At 48.2% G+C, this 15989-nt stretch carries 18 protein-coding genes; 4 read left to right on the top strand and 14 right to left on the bottom strand.

Annotation, left to right across the window (positions count from 1 at the left end; genetic code table 11):
• Nucleotides 1–9: 9 nt before the first annotated feature.
• The 4 genes from ruvC to U0358_RS04430 all read right to left on the bottom strand — a co-directional run bounded on the left by ruvC (nucleotide 10) and on the right by U0358_RS04430 (nucleotide 4587).
• A complete protein-coding gene (gene ruvC, locus U0358_RS04445; RefSeq protein ID WP_317498534.1) occupies nucleotides 10–546 on the bottom strand; it encodes a crossover junction endodeoxyribonuclease RuvC in 537 nt (178 codons plus the stop codon).
• Nucleotides 547–1296 (bottom strand): YebC/PmpR family DNA-binding transcriptional regulator, encoded by a 750-nt coding sequence (locus U0358_RS04440; protein WP_317498533.1) that lies wholly within the window; start codon nucleotides 1294–1296, stop codon nucleotides 547–549. It abuts the gene before it with no gap.
• A 16-nt stretch (nucleotides 1297–1312) separates the two neighbouring features.
• The gene (gene aspS / locus U0358_RS04435) at nucleotides 1313–3082 is read right to left on the bottom strand and encodes an aspartate--tRNA ligase (RefSeq protein ID WP_322407207.1); all 1770 of its coding nucleotides are present in this window, start codon (nucleotides 3080–3082) and stop codon (nucleotides 1313–1315) included.
• A gap of 74 nt (nucleotides 3083–3156) precedes the next feature.
• Nucleotides 3157–4587 carry a diguanylate cyclase domain-containing protein gene (locus U0358_RS04430; protein WP_322407206.1) on the bottom strand — a complete coding sequence of 477 codons (1431 nt, stop codon included), beginning with the start codon at nucleotides 4585–4587 and terminating at the stop codon, nucleotides 3157–3159.
• 117 nt (nucleotides 4588–4704) lie between these two features.
• Between U0358_RS04430 and cmoA the strand changes: the two genes are divergently transcribed.
• The 3 genes from cmoA to U0358_RS04415 are packed head-to-tail and all read left to right on the top strand — an operon-like array spanning nucleotide 4705 to nucleotide 7331.
• Entirely contained in the window at nucleotides 4705–5436 is a 732-nt protein-coding gene (gene cmoA / locus U0358_RS04425; protein WP_322407205.1) for a carboxy-S-adenosyl-L-methionine synthase CmoA, read from the top strand.
• Between the two features lie 8 nt (nucleotides 5437–5444).
• Nucleotides 5445–6416 (top strand): tRNA 5-methoxyuridine(34)/uridine 5-oxyacetic acid(34) synthase CmoB, encoded by a 972-nt coding sequence (cmoB, locus tag U0358_RS04420; protein WP_322407204.1) that lies wholly within the window; start codon nucleotides 5445–5447, stop codon nucleotides 6414–6416.
• A gap of 21 nt (nucleotides 6417–6437) precedes the next feature.
• A complete protein-coding gene (locus tag U0358_RS04415) occupies nucleotides 6438–7331 on the top strand; it encodes a LysR family transcriptional regulator (RefSeq protein ID WP_322407203.1) in 894 nt (297 codons plus the stop codon).
• 6 nt (nucleotides 7332–7337) lie between these two features.
• Here the strand turns inward: U0358_RS04415 and galU are convergent, their stop codons facing one another.
• Nucleotides 7338–8222 (bottom strand): UTP--glucose-1-phosphate uridylyltransferase GalU, encoded by an 885-nt coding sequence (gene galU, locus U0358_RS04410; protein ID WP_322407202.1) that lies wholly within the window; start codon nucleotides 8220–8222, stop codon nucleotides 7338–7340.
• A gap of 103 nt (nucleotides 8223–8325) precedes the next feature.
• Here galU and U0358_RS04405 point away from each other — a divergent pair, with 103 nt between their 5' ends.
• The gene (locus tag U0358_RS04405) at nucleotides 8326–8637 is read left to right on the top strand and encodes a DUF6170 family protein (protein ID WP_317498527.1); all 312 of its coding nucleotides are present in this window, start codon (nucleotides 8326–8328) and stop codon (nucleotides 8635–8637) included.
• Here the strand turns inward: U0358_RS04405 and U0358_RS04400 are convergent.
• From U0358_RS04400 to U0358_RS04360, 9 genes are all read right to left on the bottom strand, one after another.
• Entirely contained in the window at nucleotides 8606–9595 is a 990-nt protein-coding gene (locus tag U0358_RS04400) for a response regulator (RefSeq protein ID WP_322407201.1), read from the bottom strand. The genes U0358_RS04405 and U0358_RS04400 overlap by 32 nt on opposite strands.
• Nucleotides 9596–9668: 73 nt before the next feature.
• Nucleotides 9669–10406: an MlaA family lipoprotein gene (locus U0358_RS04395; protein ID WP_317498525.1), complete on the bottom strand. Its 738-nt coding sequence runs from the start codon at nucleotides 10404–10406 to the stop codon at nucleotides 9669–9671.
• Entirely contained in the window at nucleotides 10403–11611 is a 1209-nt protein-coding gene (gene ccmI, locus U0358_RS04390) for a c-type cytochrome biogenesis protein CcmI (protein WP_317498524.1), read from the bottom strand. Before ccmI ends, U0358_RS04395 begins: the two co-directional genes overlap by 4 nt.
• Nucleotides 11604–12065 (bottom strand): cytochrome c-type biogenesis protein, encoded by a 462-nt coding sequence (locus U0358_RS04385; RefSeq protein WP_317498523.1) that lies wholly within the window; start codon nucleotides 12063–12065, stop codon nucleotides 11604–11606. Before U0358_RS04385 ends, ccmI begins: the two co-directional genes overlap by 8 nt.
• Nucleotides 12062–12610 carry a DsbE family thiol:disulfide interchange protein gene (locus U0358_RS04380; protein WP_322407200.1) on the bottom strand — a complete coding sequence of 183 codons (549 nt, stop codon included), beginning with the start codon at nucleotides 12608–12610 and terminating at the stop codon, nucleotides 12062–12064. Before U0358_RS04380 ends, U0358_RS04385 begins: the two co-directional genes overlap by 4 nt.
• Nucleotides 12603–14558, bottom strand: a complete 1956-nt coding sequence (locus U0358_RS04375) for a heme lyase CcmF/NrfE family subunit (RefSeq protein ID WP_322407199.1) — start codon at nucleotides 14556–14558, stop codon at nucleotides 12603–12605. The genes U0358_RS04380 and U0358_RS04375 overlap by 8 nt, the downstream gene beginning before the upstream one ends.
• Complete coding sequence (ccmE, locus tag U0358_RS04370) at nucleotides 14555–15037, bottom strand: cytochrome c maturation protein CcmE (RefSeq protein ID WP_011234353.1); 483 nt, start codon at nucleotides 15035–15037, stop codon at nucleotides 14555–14557. Before ccmE ends, U0358_RS04375 begins: the two co-directional genes overlap by 4 nt.
• Complete coding sequence (gene ccmD, locus U0358_RS04365) at nucleotides 15021–15251, bottom strand: heme exporter protein CcmD (protein WP_011234354.1); 231 nt, start codon at nucleotides 15249–15251, stop codon at nucleotides 15021–15023. Before ccmD ends, ccmE begins: the two co-directional genes overlap by 17 nt.
• On the bottom strand, nucleotides 15251–15988 hold the full coding sequence (locus U0358_RS04360; RefSeq protein WP_322407198.1) for a heme ABC transporter permease: 738 nt from the start codon (nucleotides 15986–15988) through the stop codon (nucleotides 15251–15253). Before U0358_RS04360 ends, ccmD begins: the two co-directional genes overlap by 1 nt.
• Between the last annotated feature and the right edge of the window lies 1 nt (nucleotide 15989).

The raw sequence follows: 15989 nt of genomic DNA, 5'->3' as shown, positions 1-15989 counted from the left end.
TGTACTCCGTTAGCGCAAACGTCCACGCACAGTTTTTCTCGCGGCGCCTGCCATTTTAATCAGGTTTTGTGCACTGTGAGCATGACATAAGGCAACGGCAAGTGCATCTGCGGCATCTTCCTGAGGGCAACGCTGCAAATTCAGTAACGCCATCACCATATGCTGAACCTGAGACTTCTCTGCACCACCGTTACCCACCACGGACTGTTTTATTTGTCGCGCTGAATATTCCGCTACCGGAAGCTCAGCACAAGCAGCAGCCACAATCGCTGCCCCACGCGCCTGCCCAAGCTTTAAAGCAGAGTCTGGGTTCTTTGCCATAAACACTTGCTCTATTGCGAATTCATTTGGTTTAAACTGAGTAATGAGTTCACTGACGCTGTCATGAATGCGACGCAGCTTTTCCGCAAGGGTTAAAGGCTTTTTAGTGGTACCAATAACCTTTATACAACCACTACCGAGGTAATTTAGCTGACGTCCGCGCTGCTCTATAACGCCGTAGCCGGTTAGCCTCGACCCCGGGTCAATACCCAGAATAACCGCCACTTAGTCGTCCAGTCGCGCAATGATCTCATCAGAGATATCGGCATTGTGATAAACGTTTTGCACGTCGTCTAAGTCTTCCAGCGCATCCAGCAGTTTTAAAAAGGTTCGTGCGGATTCCTCATCCAAATCAACGCGGGTGTCGGGCACCTGAGTCACTTCCGCGTTGCTGGCTTCCAGTTCTTTTGCATCCAGAGCGTCTTTAACGGCACCGAAGTTCTCTGGCGATGTAATGACATCGATACTGCCTTCGTCATAAGTAAGGATATCTTCCGCGCCAGCTTCCAGTGCCGGTTCCATAACCTGCTCTTCAGTCACATTATCAGCATAGCTAATAACGCCCTTCTTATTAAAAAGGTAGGCTACAGAGCCGTCAGTACCTAAGTTACCACCTAACTTACTAAACGCATGACGAACATCTGACACGGTCCGGTTTCGGTTATCGGTCATACATTCAAGCAGAACAGCCACACCGTTGGGGCCATAACCTTCATAAGTCAGCTCATCAACATTCTCGCCTTCAAGATCACCCGAGCCGCGTTTGACCGCCGTATCGATGGTGTCCCGCTTCATATTATTAGATAAGGCTTTATCGATAGCCGCACGTAAACGCGGGTTGGTTTCAGGGTCTCCGCCACCTTCGCGGGCAGAGACCGTTATTTCACGAATTAACTTGGTAAAGATTTTGCCGCGCTTAGCGTCCTGCGCGGCTTTTCGGTGCTTAATATTAGACCATTTGGAATGACCAGCCATTTTTCACCTCTGTTGATTACTTGTCTTCCTTCACAATACTTTTTACGCCCAGCTCTTGCAATGCTGCCGGGTTTGCTGCGCCAGGTGCATCGGTCAGAACACAAGCTGCGGTGGTTGTTTTCGGGAAGGCAATAACGTCACGAATAGAGCTTGCGCCAACCATTAACATCACCAGGCGGTCTAAACCAAAAGCTAAACCTGCATGTGGTGGCGTACCATACTTCAATGCTTCCAGCAGGAAGCCAAATTTTTCCCGCGCTTCGTCTTTTTCAATCCCCAGAACTTCAAACACCGCTTGCTGCATTGCGTTTTCGTGGATACGAACCGAACCACCACCTAACTCGACACCATTCAACACCATATCATAGGCGTTTGAAATAGCGGCTGCCGGGTTGGCTTTCAGCTCTTCCGGGCTGACATTAACCGGTGCTGTGAACGGATGGTGTAATGCCGCCAGACTGCCGTCGTCGGCGACTTCAAACATAGGGAAGTCAACCACCCATAACGGCTTCCACTCGTTACTGACCAGTTCAAAGTCTTTACCCAGTTTCAGGCGTAAAGCGCCCAGAGCTTCGGCAACCACCGGCGACTTATCGGAACCAAAGAACAACACATCGCCGGTTTGCGCTTCCGTGCGCTCTAATAATGGCTCAATCACGTCGTCCGGCAGGAATTTAAGAATAGGTGATTGCAGTCCTTCCCGGCCTGCGCTGCGGTCATTCACTTTAATCCAGGCCAAACCTTTTGCGCCATAAATGCCGACAAATTGTGTGTATTCGTCAATCATCTTGCGTGAAACGTTTTCAGCCTGCCCTGGTAAGCGAATGGCAGCAACACGGCCTTCTTCGTCATTCGCCGGGCCAGAAAAGACTTTGAACTCAACGTCTTTTAAGACATCAGCAACATCCACCAACTCCAGCGGGTTACGCAGGTCGGGTTTGTCACTACCAAAGCGACGCATGGCTTCGTGCCAGGTCATGCTCGGGAATTCACCTAAGTCCACATCAAGTAGTTGCTTGAAGAGGTCACGAGCCATTTGCTCGGTAATTTCCATGACCTGCTCAGCGCTCATAAACGAGGTTTCGATATCTATCTGAGTGAATTCAGGTTGGCGATCAGCGCGTAAATCTTCGTCACGGAAGCACTTAACAATTTGATAGTAACGGTCAAAACCCGACATCATCAGCAATTGTTTGAACAGCTGTGGGCTTTGCGGCAGAGCGAAAAAGCGACCTTTGTGGGTACGGCTTGGCACCAGATAGTCACGCGCACCTTCCGGTGTTGCGCGCGTCAACATAGGGGTTTCAATATCGAGAAAACCGCTGTCATCCAGAAAACGGCGCACGGCGCTGGTAACTTTGGCGCGAAACTGCAATTTTTCATTCATCTGCGGACGACGCAAATCAAGGTACCGGTAACGCAAGCGCGCTTCTTCACTCACCTGCTGATTAAAGTCGATAGGAAGCGGTTCAGAGCGGCTGAGAATTTCTAAGTCGGTAGCCAGCAGTTCAACTTCGCCGGTGGCCATCGTTTTATTTACCTGGCTTTCCGGACGACGATTAACCTTGCCGCTTAAGCGCACGCAGAATTCCTGACGCAGGCTGTTTGCTGTTTCAAATAACGCTTTCTGATCAGGGTCAAAAACGACCTGCAGCAACCCTTCCCGGTCACGCAAATCAATAAAAATTAAGCCGCCTAAGTCACGGCGTTTATTAACCCAACCACATAACGTAACTTCTTGTCCCGCTAATTCAGCATTTATTTGTCCACAGTAATGAGTTCGCATGCGCGTTTATCCTGCTAGCTGTTGCAATGAATGTTTTTACGAAGCGCAACATTATAGCGGACTGACGCCGAATGTCATCCGTCGTCGCCAGCCAGACGCACATCATTTTTTCCAGCGGCCTTGGCACGGTACATCGCCTTGTCCGCAGAGCGAAGCAAATCGTCAATATTGGTGCCGTTCTTAGGGTAAAGTGCAACGCCAATGGATACACTAATTTCCAGCTGTTGCTTTTTCACTTTGTAAGGTTTAGCCAACTGCACAACCAATTTACGGGACACGGCGAGTGATGAACCAACACTGTTTGCTGTTGGTAGCAGGATAACGAATTCATCACCACCATGGCGGCATACTGTGTCCGAACGTCTTAACAACGTGCCCATTCGGTGTGCGGCCTGAATTAAGAGTTCATCGCCATAACTGTGCCCAAATTCGTCATTTATTTTCTTAAATCCATCCAGGTCTAAAAAAAGCACGGCAAAGGGTTTTCCCGTTCTTTCGTTCTGACTAATGGTTTGCCCAAGACGATCTTGCATTAAATTTCGGTTCGGTAGACCCGTCAATTCATCGTGCGTTGCAATATGGCGAATGCGCCTCTCTGCCGCTTTACGCAATTTAACTTCCTGACGTAAACGGCTATTCCATATAGCGAAGCCAACAATAATTAATAAAACGACAGAGCCAACTTTCATCGCAATATCAAGTAACTCTTTATTGCTCCAGCCCTGCTCTAAATGAAAACCGTACCATTTATTTTTTAGTTCATTACGCTCACTTTCAGTGACACTGTCAATGCCATGATTTAAAGCCATGACTAGAGGTTTCCAGTCATCTCGCACAGCCAGGTAAAGTTCTTCGCCCTGTGCATCATCAATAACTGAAAGCTCAGAGCCCGGCAATGGCCGTTCCTGCAACTCATGAACCAATAACGGCAAACTGTCAACGTAGTAATCAACCGCACCATTACGTAATAAATTCACACCTTCACGTATGCCGCTCACTTCAACCGTTTGAACGCTGCGAAGCTGAGACAGCTGCGGCACTATATTGTAGCCTTCAATGACACCAATTTTGCTATCGGCTAACTGCTCCAGACTCAGACTGCCACTGGCCAGCTGAGCGGTGTTCATAGAGGCTACAGCCCAGGGCGTCGACCAATAACTTTGGGTGAAATCCATAAACTGATTGCGTTCAACGGAGTATGAAACGCTGGTCAGTACATCAATTTCTTTATTTTTTATCGCCTTAATGCAGTCATGCCAATGACCACAAGGTTTCCAGACTATATTTGCCGAAAACCCCTGGGTAAATTTTTTAATTAAATCAACATCGAGCCCTATGGCTTCACCGTCTTTTATTGAAACCAGAGGCTCCGTCTGTTCGGGCACACCGACACGCACCTCTTTATAGGCTTGGGTCCAGTCATCAGATTGCCCAGCATGGCTATTAAAGACGGTCATAGTAAAAGTGACAAAAAAGGCACTTACTACACCTAAAGTTCGTTTCAATGTTTTACCCTCCACAGCAGTAGCGCGGATTTTAGTCGAATATTGCCTGTGCGTCAGTAGCATTTATCGGTAAAATGCCCATTAATCTGAACTCTTTATCGAATAAAAGTAGCTTCTATGACGCAACATGACACGATATTTTCAAAGCCTTTGCCCAGCATCTCCGACTTCTGTTTTGACCAGCAGGTTGTCGAAGTATTCCCCGACATGATTAACCGATCGGTTCCGGGCTACTCCAGTATCTTACAGACGTTGCCACAAATTGTTAGCCGCTATGTTCAGCCTAATAGTCACTTGTACGATTTGGGTTGTTCATTGGGCGCAGCGACGCTTGCTATGCGTAAAGGGTGCGAGCAGACAGAAAACTGCAAAATTATTGGAATAGACAACTCTCAACCCATGATAGAGCGCGCGCAATTGCACCTGGATGGCTTTAAAAGCCAAGTTCCGGTTGAGCTTCGCTGTCAGGATCTAGCCGAAACCGACATTAAAAATGCCTCGGTGGTCGTACTAAACTTCACGTTGCAATTTATTAGCCAGGACAAAAGAGATGACGTTATACAGAACATTTTTAATGGCATGAATAAAGGCGCCGCGTTATTAGTCGCGGAAAAAGTACGCCATTCGGATGAATCTATGAATGACCTGCTCATTGAGTTGCACCACAACTTTAAAAGAGCCAATGGTTACAGCGAACTTGAGATCAGCCAAAAACGAGCGGCCATCGAAAACGTGATGAAAGTGGATACATTGCAGGCTCATCAACAGCGTTTTCAAAAAGCGGGTTTTCAGCATAGCTCGGTTTGGTTCCAGTGCTTTAACTTTGCCGCCATGCTGGCCGTTAAATAAGGGATACTATGGTTGATTTCAGTAAAGAACTTCGCGCACTTTTGCAAAGTCCGCACAGCCAGTGGCTGGATACTCTGGCACCACAACTCACGGCCTTTAAGAATAACCCTCACGGTAACTTAAAACGCTGGCAGCGGGTTCTAACACAATTGCCAAATTTGACCGCAAAACAGGTTGAATTGTCCGATACCGTGCAGATAGGCAATGCAGATGAAGCCTCGGATGCCGACAGGGCTCGCTTAACCGGCCTGCTCCAGCAGTTACAGCCCTGGCGTAAAGGCCCCTTTAATTTATTCGGCGTGTTTATTGATACGGAATGGCGCTCTGACTGGAAGTGGCAACGTGTGGCACCTCATTTAGATGACTTAAACGGCCGTCAGGTACTGGACGTTGGCTGCGGTAGCGGGTACCACTTATGGCGGATGCTGGAAGCCGGCGCGGAGCAAGTTTGGGGAATTGACCCGGGCGAACTCTTTCTCATGCAATTCAGAGCCATTAGCCAGTTAATGCCTTTATCATGGCAGCAGCGGGCACACTTTTTCCCGGTTGGTATTGAACATATGCTGGAGCTTAAAAGCTTCGACACCGTATTTAGTATGGGGGTGCTCTATCATCGCCGCTCACCTGTTGAGTTTTTACAGCAACTGAAATCATTAATCCGCCCGGGAGGTCAGTTGGTTTTAGAAACCATTGTTGTGGAAGGTGATGAAACCACCGTCATGATGCCTGGTGAGCGCTACGCGCAAATGCGTAATGTCTGGTTTTTACCCAGCGCCAGTGCGTTGTCTGTCTGGTTAGAGCGGTTAGGGTTCAAAGACATTTCTGTAGTTGACCATAATACGACTTCAACCGAAGAACAGCGGCGCACAGATTGGATGACCGGAGAGTCGCTAGCCGACTTTCTTGATCCAAATGACACAAATAAGACTATTGAAGGTTACCAGGCACCGATTCGAGCAGTGATTACCGCTCGGGTTTAGCCCCACCGGAGTGGAATCAAGATGAGTGTTTACCGACCTAAATCGACCATTGAGCAATGGCGTATCCTGCAGGCTGTTGTTGACTGTGGCGGTTACGCGCACGCGGCTGAAGCCCTGAACAAGAGTCAGTCGTCGCTCAATCACGCTGTTGCCAAACTGCAACAAGTGGTAGGCGTACAGTTATTGGAAGTCAGAGGCCGGAAAGCTCACTTAACAGCAGCTGGAGAAGTTTTGCTTCGCCGCTCGCGTCAGTTAACCAACCTGACTGAAGAAATAGAGCAACTGGCTGATAATCTGGAGCAGGGCTGGGAGCCCGAAGTTAAACTCGCCTTAGAGATGGTATTTGACCGCAGCCAGTTGATTCCTGTACTGAATGAGTTCCAGCAACTGAGTCGTGGCAGTCGCCTGATTATCAACGATACCGTACTTACCGGCACCGTCGAGCAAATTCAGGAACAAACCGCTGATGTCGTTATTACGCACCACCTGCCCCGCGGCTTTATCGGAGAGCCTATAGGTCAATACAGTATGGATTTGGTTTGTCACCCTGAACATCCGCTGGCAAAACTGGAACAACCTATTAACCAGAACGAGTTGTCTCAATATTTGCAAATAGTCATTCAGGATACCGGCAGCCAGCCGGTAGAAGACGAAGGCTGGTTAAAAGCCGAGCAGCGCTGGACCGTAAGCCACTTTGATGAAGCACTCAGACTGATTCGTAACGGATTAGGTTTTTGCTGGTTGCCGGGCTACATCGCTCAGGAAGATTTAGACTCTGGCAGACTCGCTCAAATAGCAGTTGAGGGAAGCAGTTCGCGCAAAGGCAGTCTGTATATGGTGTTACCCAAAGCGGAACTGACCGGACCTTGCGCGAAAACCTTATCGGAACTGATACTTAAGTACCAGTCCCGCTAGAAAGGTTTACTTCAGAGATTGAATGTAGGCTTTCATATCGGCGCCTAAATCAGGGTGCCGCAAGGCGTGCTCAACAAAGGCCTGAGCGTACCCTAATTTATTGCCACAATCGTGGCTCTTGCCTTTCATGTAATACGCATTAACCGGTTGTTTTTCCAGCAGCATTGCCATGGCATCGGTTAACTGAATTTCGTTGCCGGCACCCACCGGAGTCTGCTCCAGCAGCGGCCATAATTCAGCTGAGAAAACATAGCGCCCAACGACGGCTAAATCTGACGGTGCTTCTTCAACTGACGGCTTTTCAACCAGCTGAGTAATACCGGCCTGTTCACCCGGGGTCAACTCCGCACCATTAATATCCGCAATGCCATACTTACTGACGTCTTGCTGCGGCACTTTTTCGACCATGACTTGCGAGTGCCCGCTTGCTTCAAAGTTTTTCACCATTTCAGCTAAATTATCTCGATTCAGTTTGCAGCTGGCCTCATCAACCAGAACGTCAGGTAATACGACCGCAAAAGGCTCATCCCCAATTAAAGGCCGCGCGCATAAAACGGCGTGTCCCAGACCTTTTGCAACACCTTGGCGAACATGCATAATGGTGGTTTTTTCAGGACAAATGGCTTTCACTTCAGCCAGCAGTTGGCGCTTTACTCTCTGCTCCAAAGTCGTTTCCAGTTCAAAACTCGTATCAAAGTGGTTTTCTATCGAGTTCTTACTGGAATGAGTGACCAGAATGACATCGGTCAAACCTGCAGCGGCGCATTCCTCAACAATGTATTGAATAAGGGGGCGATCAACCAACGGCAACATTTCTTTTGGAATGGCTTTGGTAGCAGGTAACATCCGAGTTCCGAGCCCGGCTACTGGAATAACGACTTTTTTGACCATAATAGCTGTCCTTAAATTCTGTTCACTTCAGAAGCGCAAGTTTATAACCTTTTCCCATGTTATAATGCAACCCAATTAACAAAATTCAAATGAAAGACTGACTATGGCTTTATATTTTTCTTCGCGTCACATTCCTCAACTGTCTAACTACAGCTTTACTCAGCGAGCTATGATTTTGTCCATGGCACAGGAAAAAATGCCGGTACCGCGCCGCCTCATTTGTAACATGGCTAAACTGGTACCCATTTGTCTTATTTTTTTCTTTATTGTAGAAGTGGAAGGTTGGTGGAAAATCCCGGCTTTATTAGCGGCAGGTGTTGGGTACCCATTATTTACGCAACCCATTAATCTGAACATGTCACTTCCTTATCTTGATAAAGCTATCAAACAGTTTGAGGCACAGCAGTCACAATAAGCTCCGTGTTTTCGTATCCACAATGTAACTTATGTAAATGTTCTATGCGATGCTCACGAAAATTAGCGTGCTGCCAGATACCTAATGCCAGGTCAGGTTTTTCTCCCGGCTCTGGCTCAAATTTATCTCCAGCCTGAGCCCATAACCAACGGTGCTTTGCTGTGTCTACAACCCCAACCAGAGCATCGAAGGCGGTTCTCGCCTGTGAATGACAAAGCTCATGGTTCAAATGCTGTAATAACAATCCGGGCGCAAGCAAGGTATTATCGTGTCCGGACAAATGCTGACGAATAAGCGGGTCAATAAGAGTTTTCAATACCAGTAAGGGCAGCAGGTTCTGCTCAGTTGCATTTTGCGCAGCAGCCATAATGACTAAAACCCGACCCTCGGTTAAAGGTCGGTAATCAATCCAGACGGGCGCTTTTCTGCAGTCATTAATAGAGCAGCTAAACTGATAACCGTTAAAGTTTAATGGGCCGTCCGGCAGCAACTCCTTAACCAGGCGCTCAACGATAACGTTATCCTGATACAAATTATCAATATGGGCATCGAACTCCCACACATCGTGCAGGTAAGTTTCTTCTAACTGGTAACGTTTCAGGCAGCCTTCTATCGCATTTTCAATGACACTAAGGTCTTGCAGAGGTTTGACCAGATAGTCCCAGGCACCAAGGCGAACAGCCTCACGAATATCGGACATTTTTTCCGAAGCAGAAATAACAATAATTGGAATTTGGATGCAAACTTTTAGCAGTTGCTCTATAACTTCAAGACCATCAATATCGGGTAGTTTTAAATCGCACAGAACAACGTCCGGACATTGCTCCTGACAAAGTTGAATACCGCGCTGACCATTATCGGCACAGCACACATCATAACCGCTATTCACCAGATACTGTCTGACGACAGACTGAAATACCGGATCGTCTTCAATTAATGCGATGTGTGCTCGGGGCATTGTCAATTCTTAGTTATGACTCATGCCCTAAGCATTGTTCAGGAATGGCTAATCGTCAACAAGACTCATCGACTCATTCGTCGAAGTCTTCGTCGAAGTCATCGTCAAAGTCATCAAAGTTTTCTTCTTCAAGCGGTGGGTTACCATCAAACACTTGATCCTGCCAGCGCTGATAATAAACGTCTTTAACAAAAGAGTATGGATCGAGGGAGTTTTCCAGTACTTGCTCCTGATCACGCAAGCGCAGGCGCAGTTCCAGCCCTTTTATAGCGTAACGAGCCACATCCACCGGCCAGCTCAGCAGTGGGTATGGAAAATACTGACCGTCTGCATAGTCTCCGCCCCGGTCTACCACCACGGTTGGCCCCAAAAGCGGCAGCATTAAATAAGGACCTTCCGGCACGCCCCAAACCGCTAAGGTCTGGCCAAAGCTTTCCTCGCGCTTGGTGAGGCCCATTGGGGTTGCCACATCGAACAGACCGACCAGACCAACGGTCGAATTAACCACAAATCGCCCAAGTGAAACGCCGGCATCGGCGACTTTCCATTGCAGTAAATTGTTCACAAACGACGAAGGCCCGTCCAGGTTCTCTACTGCATTGTATAACGATGAACGGACCGGCTGAGGAATATACTCGTAGGTTTCAGCGGCAGGTTTTAACACCGCTTTATCAACATCCCGGTTAAATTCCCACATATCACGGTTAAAATCTTCAAATGGGTCGCGTGGGTCGGCATAAGGGTCTTCAGGTGTCGATGAACACCCAACCATAAACAGGGAAACCAGCAGTAAAAAACCATATTTTTTCATTCGTCAATCCGGGTCGATAAAGTCAAAGTTAATTCGGTTGAACCGTCAGCTTGTATAGTGACAGTTTCAGCTTCCAGATCACCTACCTGGCGATCTATTTTTTCATCCTGCGAAATGCGCGCGTGCACCAGCCACTCATCGAGATCACTCAACTTATAGTCCGGTAACATGGCGTTATTATTCGACAAGGTTACCGTAATGGGGAATTCACTGACGGGCTGACGGACCACAGCGGCGGGCATGGGTTGCTCAGACCCCGTAACATAGACAAAGACTGTACCGTCAGCAGGTAAATGATGCCGCATGTTATCACTTAGTTCGACAGTAACCTGTAATTGAATCTCAGCATTTTCCTGCTGGCTTTTCGCGTTTTCCAGTGCATTAACAACCGCTTGATACCTACTGGAATTTTCTGGTAAACGCTCTTTCAATAATTGCCACGCATTAATCGCCTGCTCCCAGTCCTGACGCTCAAAAGCAACAAAACCCAGTAATGATAACGCTTCGATATTGTCAGGTTCCTGCTGCAGCGCATGGGCTAGCATACGAGCCGCCTTGGGCTGCCCGCCTTCAGTTCCGGACATTAACAAAAACCGGCTGTAACTGACTAAGGTGTTTACTCTGTCAGGCTCAAGCTCCAGGGCTTTCTGAAAAGCTTCTTCGGCGTCTTCTCCGGCTCCCAGATCAACCATTAATCCAGCATAAATCCACCAGGCAACCGCGTCATCCGGTTCCCGCATCAGCTTTTGCCGTAAACCCAACGCGAAAGTATTTAAGTCTTCACGGCTGGCCTGCTGATTCTGTTGCTGCAACAGGGTTTTCCCTAACTCAGGTAACTGTTTGCGCGCATCTTCCGCCTGCAGTTGCAGCTGCCAGCTACCAAAAGTCCAGTAAAGCCCTGCAGACATCACCACCAATAATACAATTGGTACAATAAGCGGAGCCCGATGCCAGTTCACGCTCTCTTCAACGTCCTGGCTATCATTCAGAAAGGTCTTATCCAACTCCTGCTTTGCATGCTGGTAATCTTCTTCCGGCAGCCCATGCTGAGAGCGCTCATCTTCAAGCTCTGACAGACGCTGTTCGTACCAGCGCTGATTTTCGTCCTGACGTTTCTGATAACGCCGCTGCTTTCCTGTAGCCAGAAACACGAATACCACAGCAACGAGCAACATCAACACCATTAGTAACCATAAACTACTCATCGCCCGACTTCCTCAATTGCTGTAAACGTTCACGTTCTTCCGGTGTTAATTCAACTGCCGCTTTTTTCTTGCGAGTTAAGCCAACGGCTACGCCAATGCCAATAATGACAATCAGCAAAGGCCCCCACCAAAGAACACTGGTAACCGTTGTAAAAGGTGGCTGGTAATGCACAAAATCGCCATAGCGGGCGACCATAAACTGGATAATTTCTTCCCGTGACTTGCCCTCTTTTAGCATCTGATAGCTACGGTCCCGCATGTCTTCTGCCAGAGGTGCATTAGAGTCAGCAATATTTTGATTCTGACATTTAGGACAACGCAACTCTTTGGTCAGCTGTTGGTAGGTTGCACGCTGTTGTTCGTTATCAAACTTATAACTGTTTTCATTTTCCGCCGACGCTGCAGAAATCAATACAAACACAGCGGCAACAGTCACTAGCAATGAACGGATCATTCGGCCTCCTCCAGCAATTGCTGGTAAATGCCTTGCAGTTGATTCGACCAGTTGCGTTCATTCACGTCACCCACATGGCGGTAACGTATTACACCCTTATGGTCAATAAAATAGGTTTCTGGTGCACCATAAACACCAAACTCAAATGCAACATCGCCTTTCGGGTCGAATAAATTAACACTATAGGGGTCACCCAGCGTATTCAGCCAGTTAACGGCCTTTTCCCGGGAATCGTCTTTATAATTGAGACCCACAATTGGAACACCTCTTGAGGCTAACTCATTCAGAAACTCGTGCTCGGCGCGGCAGGTAGGACACCAGGTCGCCCAGACGTTAAGCAACAACGGTCCCTCTTGCAGCACCGACTGGTCGTAAGTTACCTCTGTTTCATACAAGTCGCGGGCCTTAAACTGGGGGATCGGCTCGTTTATCAGTGCTGAATCCAACTCGGTTGGATCGCTACCAAGGCCTTTAAGTAAAAAGACCACCAAACCGGCGAACAAAACCAGCGGACCAAATAAGATAAACCAGCGAAACTTAGTCATTGGCTATCTCCTTTTTACCACGCTTACGATACCGTTTGTCGGCCAATGCCATGGCACCACCTATTGCCATGATAATAGCGCCCAGCCAAATCCAGCGGACAAAAGGCTTTATGTAGAAACGAATGGCCCAGGTTTCATCATCCAGTGGTTCGCCCATAGCAATATAGACATCGCGTAATAAACTCGCATCAAGTCCAACTTCCGTCATACTGGTGCGTTGTACCCGGTAAAAACGTTTCTCGCTGGTTAACTGCGTTACTTCCTGCCCGTCTTTGTAAACCGTAAATAATCCCTCGTCCGCATCGTAGTTAGGGCCTTCGCGGTGCTGCAGGCTTTCGAACACCACGTTATAACCGATAACATCAACCGACTGCCCCGGAGCAAGCGCAATATCACGCTCCTGCTCATAGTTTGAAACCAGCGTTATACCAATGAGCGTTACGGCAAAACCTAAATGCCCGAGAACCATTCCCCAATGACTACCCGAAATTTGGGTCAACCCGGCCCAGCCCTGTTTGCGTTGTTTTACGGTTTGCTGTACTTCGGTCAGTGTCGCCAGAGCCACCCAGAACGCCAGAAACAGAGCAATAACCACCAATGCAGGCAACTCGTCGGCCCAAATCTTAGGCAGCGTGTAGGCCAGAATCAGTGCCAACGAAAGTGCTAAGGCTATTGGCTTCAGAAGTGGTTTCATGGCTTGTCTGCGCCAGCGCATTAAGGGGCCAAGACCCAGCATTAAGGCAAACGGGATAACCAGCCAGCTATAAACTCCATTGAAAAAAGGTTCGCCAATAGAAATGGTACCGAGCCCAATTTCTTTATGAACCAGAGGTAGCATGGTTCCCAGGAAAACAACCACCATGGCAGCCATTAACAAGACATTGTTGCCCAGCAACATGACCTCTCGCGACAGCAGTTCATAACGGCTGTAACTTTGCATTTTGCCTGCACGCAGGCCATACAAAATAAGCGAGCCACCAACAACCAGCCCGAGCAATATCAAAATAAACAAGCCGCGGGTGGGGTCAGATGCGAACGCGTGCACCGAAACCAAAACACCAGAACGTACCAAAAAGGTGCCCAGTAAACTCAAACTGAAAGCTGATATAGCCAGCAATACCGTCCAGGACTTAAAACTGCCTCGTTTTTCGGTTACGGCAAGGGAATGCAGCAAAGCCGTTCCTACCAACCATGGCATAAAGCTCGCGTTTTCAACCGGATCCCAGAACCACCAGCCACCCCAGCCTAGTTCGTAATATGCCCACCAACTACCAATGGCTATACCCAGTGTCAGGAAAATCCATGCAGCGAGAGTCCAGGGACGAGACCAGCGTGCCCAGGCCGCGTCAAGCTTACCTGACAATAAAGCAGCAATAGCAAAAGCGAAAGCGACGGAGAACCCTACGTAACCCATATACAGCAAAGGCGGATGAATGATCATGCCGGGATCTTGCAATAGTGGATTAAGGTCACGCCCATCCACCGGTATTAACGGCAAGCTGCGGTCAAACGGGTTCGAAACCGTTAGCATAAACAAATAGAAGCCAATGCTGACCAGCCCCAGAATGGCAAGCACCCGGGCTATCATCGGCAATGGCATAGAGCGGGAAAATATCGCGACTGCGGCTATCCAGCCTGCCTGCATTAGCATCCAGAGAAGAAAAGAGCCCTCATGTGACCCCCACACCGCGGTAACCCGATACGCAACCGGTAGCTGACTATTCGAGTTTGCCGCAACATAAGCAATACTAAAGTCGTTACTGACAAAGCCCCAGACTAATAAAGCAAAAGCGATAGCGGTAAAGAAAAACTGGCCATAGGCAAACGGCCGGGCTAAAGCCATCATGCCGCCGTTTCCTTTCGCCGCTCCCCATAAAGGATAAACCGCCAGCAATACAGAAAAGGCCAGCGCAATGGCTATGGCAAGATGTCCTGCTTCAGCAATCATTGCCCTTCACCTTTTTCAACTGTATTTGGGTTGACATGTTTGATGCCTTTCATCTGCTCTGCCAGTTCCGGCGGCATATATTCTTCGTCGTGCTTGGCCAAAACTTCACTGGCTTTTAACACGGTAGGTTCAATCAGTTCTCCCTGAGCAACAATACCTTGTCCCTCGCGGAATAAATCCGGTAAAATTCCCTGATACAACACAGTGACTTCGGGGCCAATGTCTGTAATTTTAAAGGAAACTTCTAAAGTTTCGCGGTCACGCTCTACCGAACCTTCAACCACCATACCGCCAACTCGCATTCGCTGGCCAACCTGAGGCTTTTGTTTATCCTTGCCCTTACCTTCAACCAGTTCGGTGGGAGTATAAAAAAGATCGATACTTTGGCTTAATGCATATAGCATCAGTCCCGTTGCTACCGAAACCCCAATCACTAAAATAGCGACCCAGGTTAAGCGTTGTTTACGTCTTGGGTTCATTACCGTCTCCTACTGCTGCACGGTTGGCTGTGCGTCTGGCTAAGCGCTGTTGACGCTGTTGTAACTGCCGGCTTTTCTTAACCAACTGTCGTTTTGCCAATAAAGTTTCTAACGCAACCCCGGCAAGAACAACAAAACTCAAAAAGAATGACAACCAGACATAAAGTCCGTAACCACCCATAGCGACGAAGTCAGTAAAACTATCAAAAGCCATTAGTCTTGCTCCAGCCGTTGCTGTGCCCAGGGGCGGTGTAATTCGTGTCTTAGTATCTCATTTTTTAACCGCATCATCACTAAAGATACGGTTAAAAACGCAAAGCCGACCAAACAGATTAATAACGGAATTAACATACTTGCGGCTATTGAGGGTCGTTCAAACTTAGTAATGGTCGCGCCCTGGTGAAGAGTATTCCACCACTCCACCGAAAAATGGATGATAGGTAAATTGATAACACCAACTAAAGATAAAATAGCCGCAGCCTTGGCACCGGTTCTGGCGTCATCGAAAGCAAAATATAACGCCATAACGCCGACATAAAGAAACAGCAAAATCAGTTCAGAAGTTAGTCTGGCATCCCACACCCACCAGGTGCCCCACATGGGTTTGCCCCAAATAGCCCCGGTTAATAAAGCCACAATGGTTAATGTAGCCCCAACAGGGGCAATTGCCGGAATAGCCCATTCCGCAGTTTTAATCTGCCAAATGAGCGCAATGCCGCCCATAATGGCCATGCCCATATAGGCACCCATAGAAAAAATTGCCGCCGGTACATGCAGGAAAATGATTCGGTAGCTGTCACCTTGCTGATAATCACTCGGGGCAAATGCCAGCCCCCAAATAACCCCGGTAATAAGAGTTACTAGTGTTAATGCCACAAACCATGGCAGCAGCTTTTGCAACAGGTTATAACTTGCTTCGGGTTTTGCGTACGGATGTAACCATCGCCACATA

The organism is Idiomarina sp. PL1-037, from assembly GCF_034422975.1.
In the GTDB taxonomy this organism is placed as follows: domain Bacteria; phylum Pseudomonadota; class Gammaproteobacteria; order Enterobacterales; family Alteromonadaceae; genus Idiomarina.
Note: the sequence above shows the minus strand (reverse complement) of the source record. Positions and strands in the feature narration are given on the sequence as shown.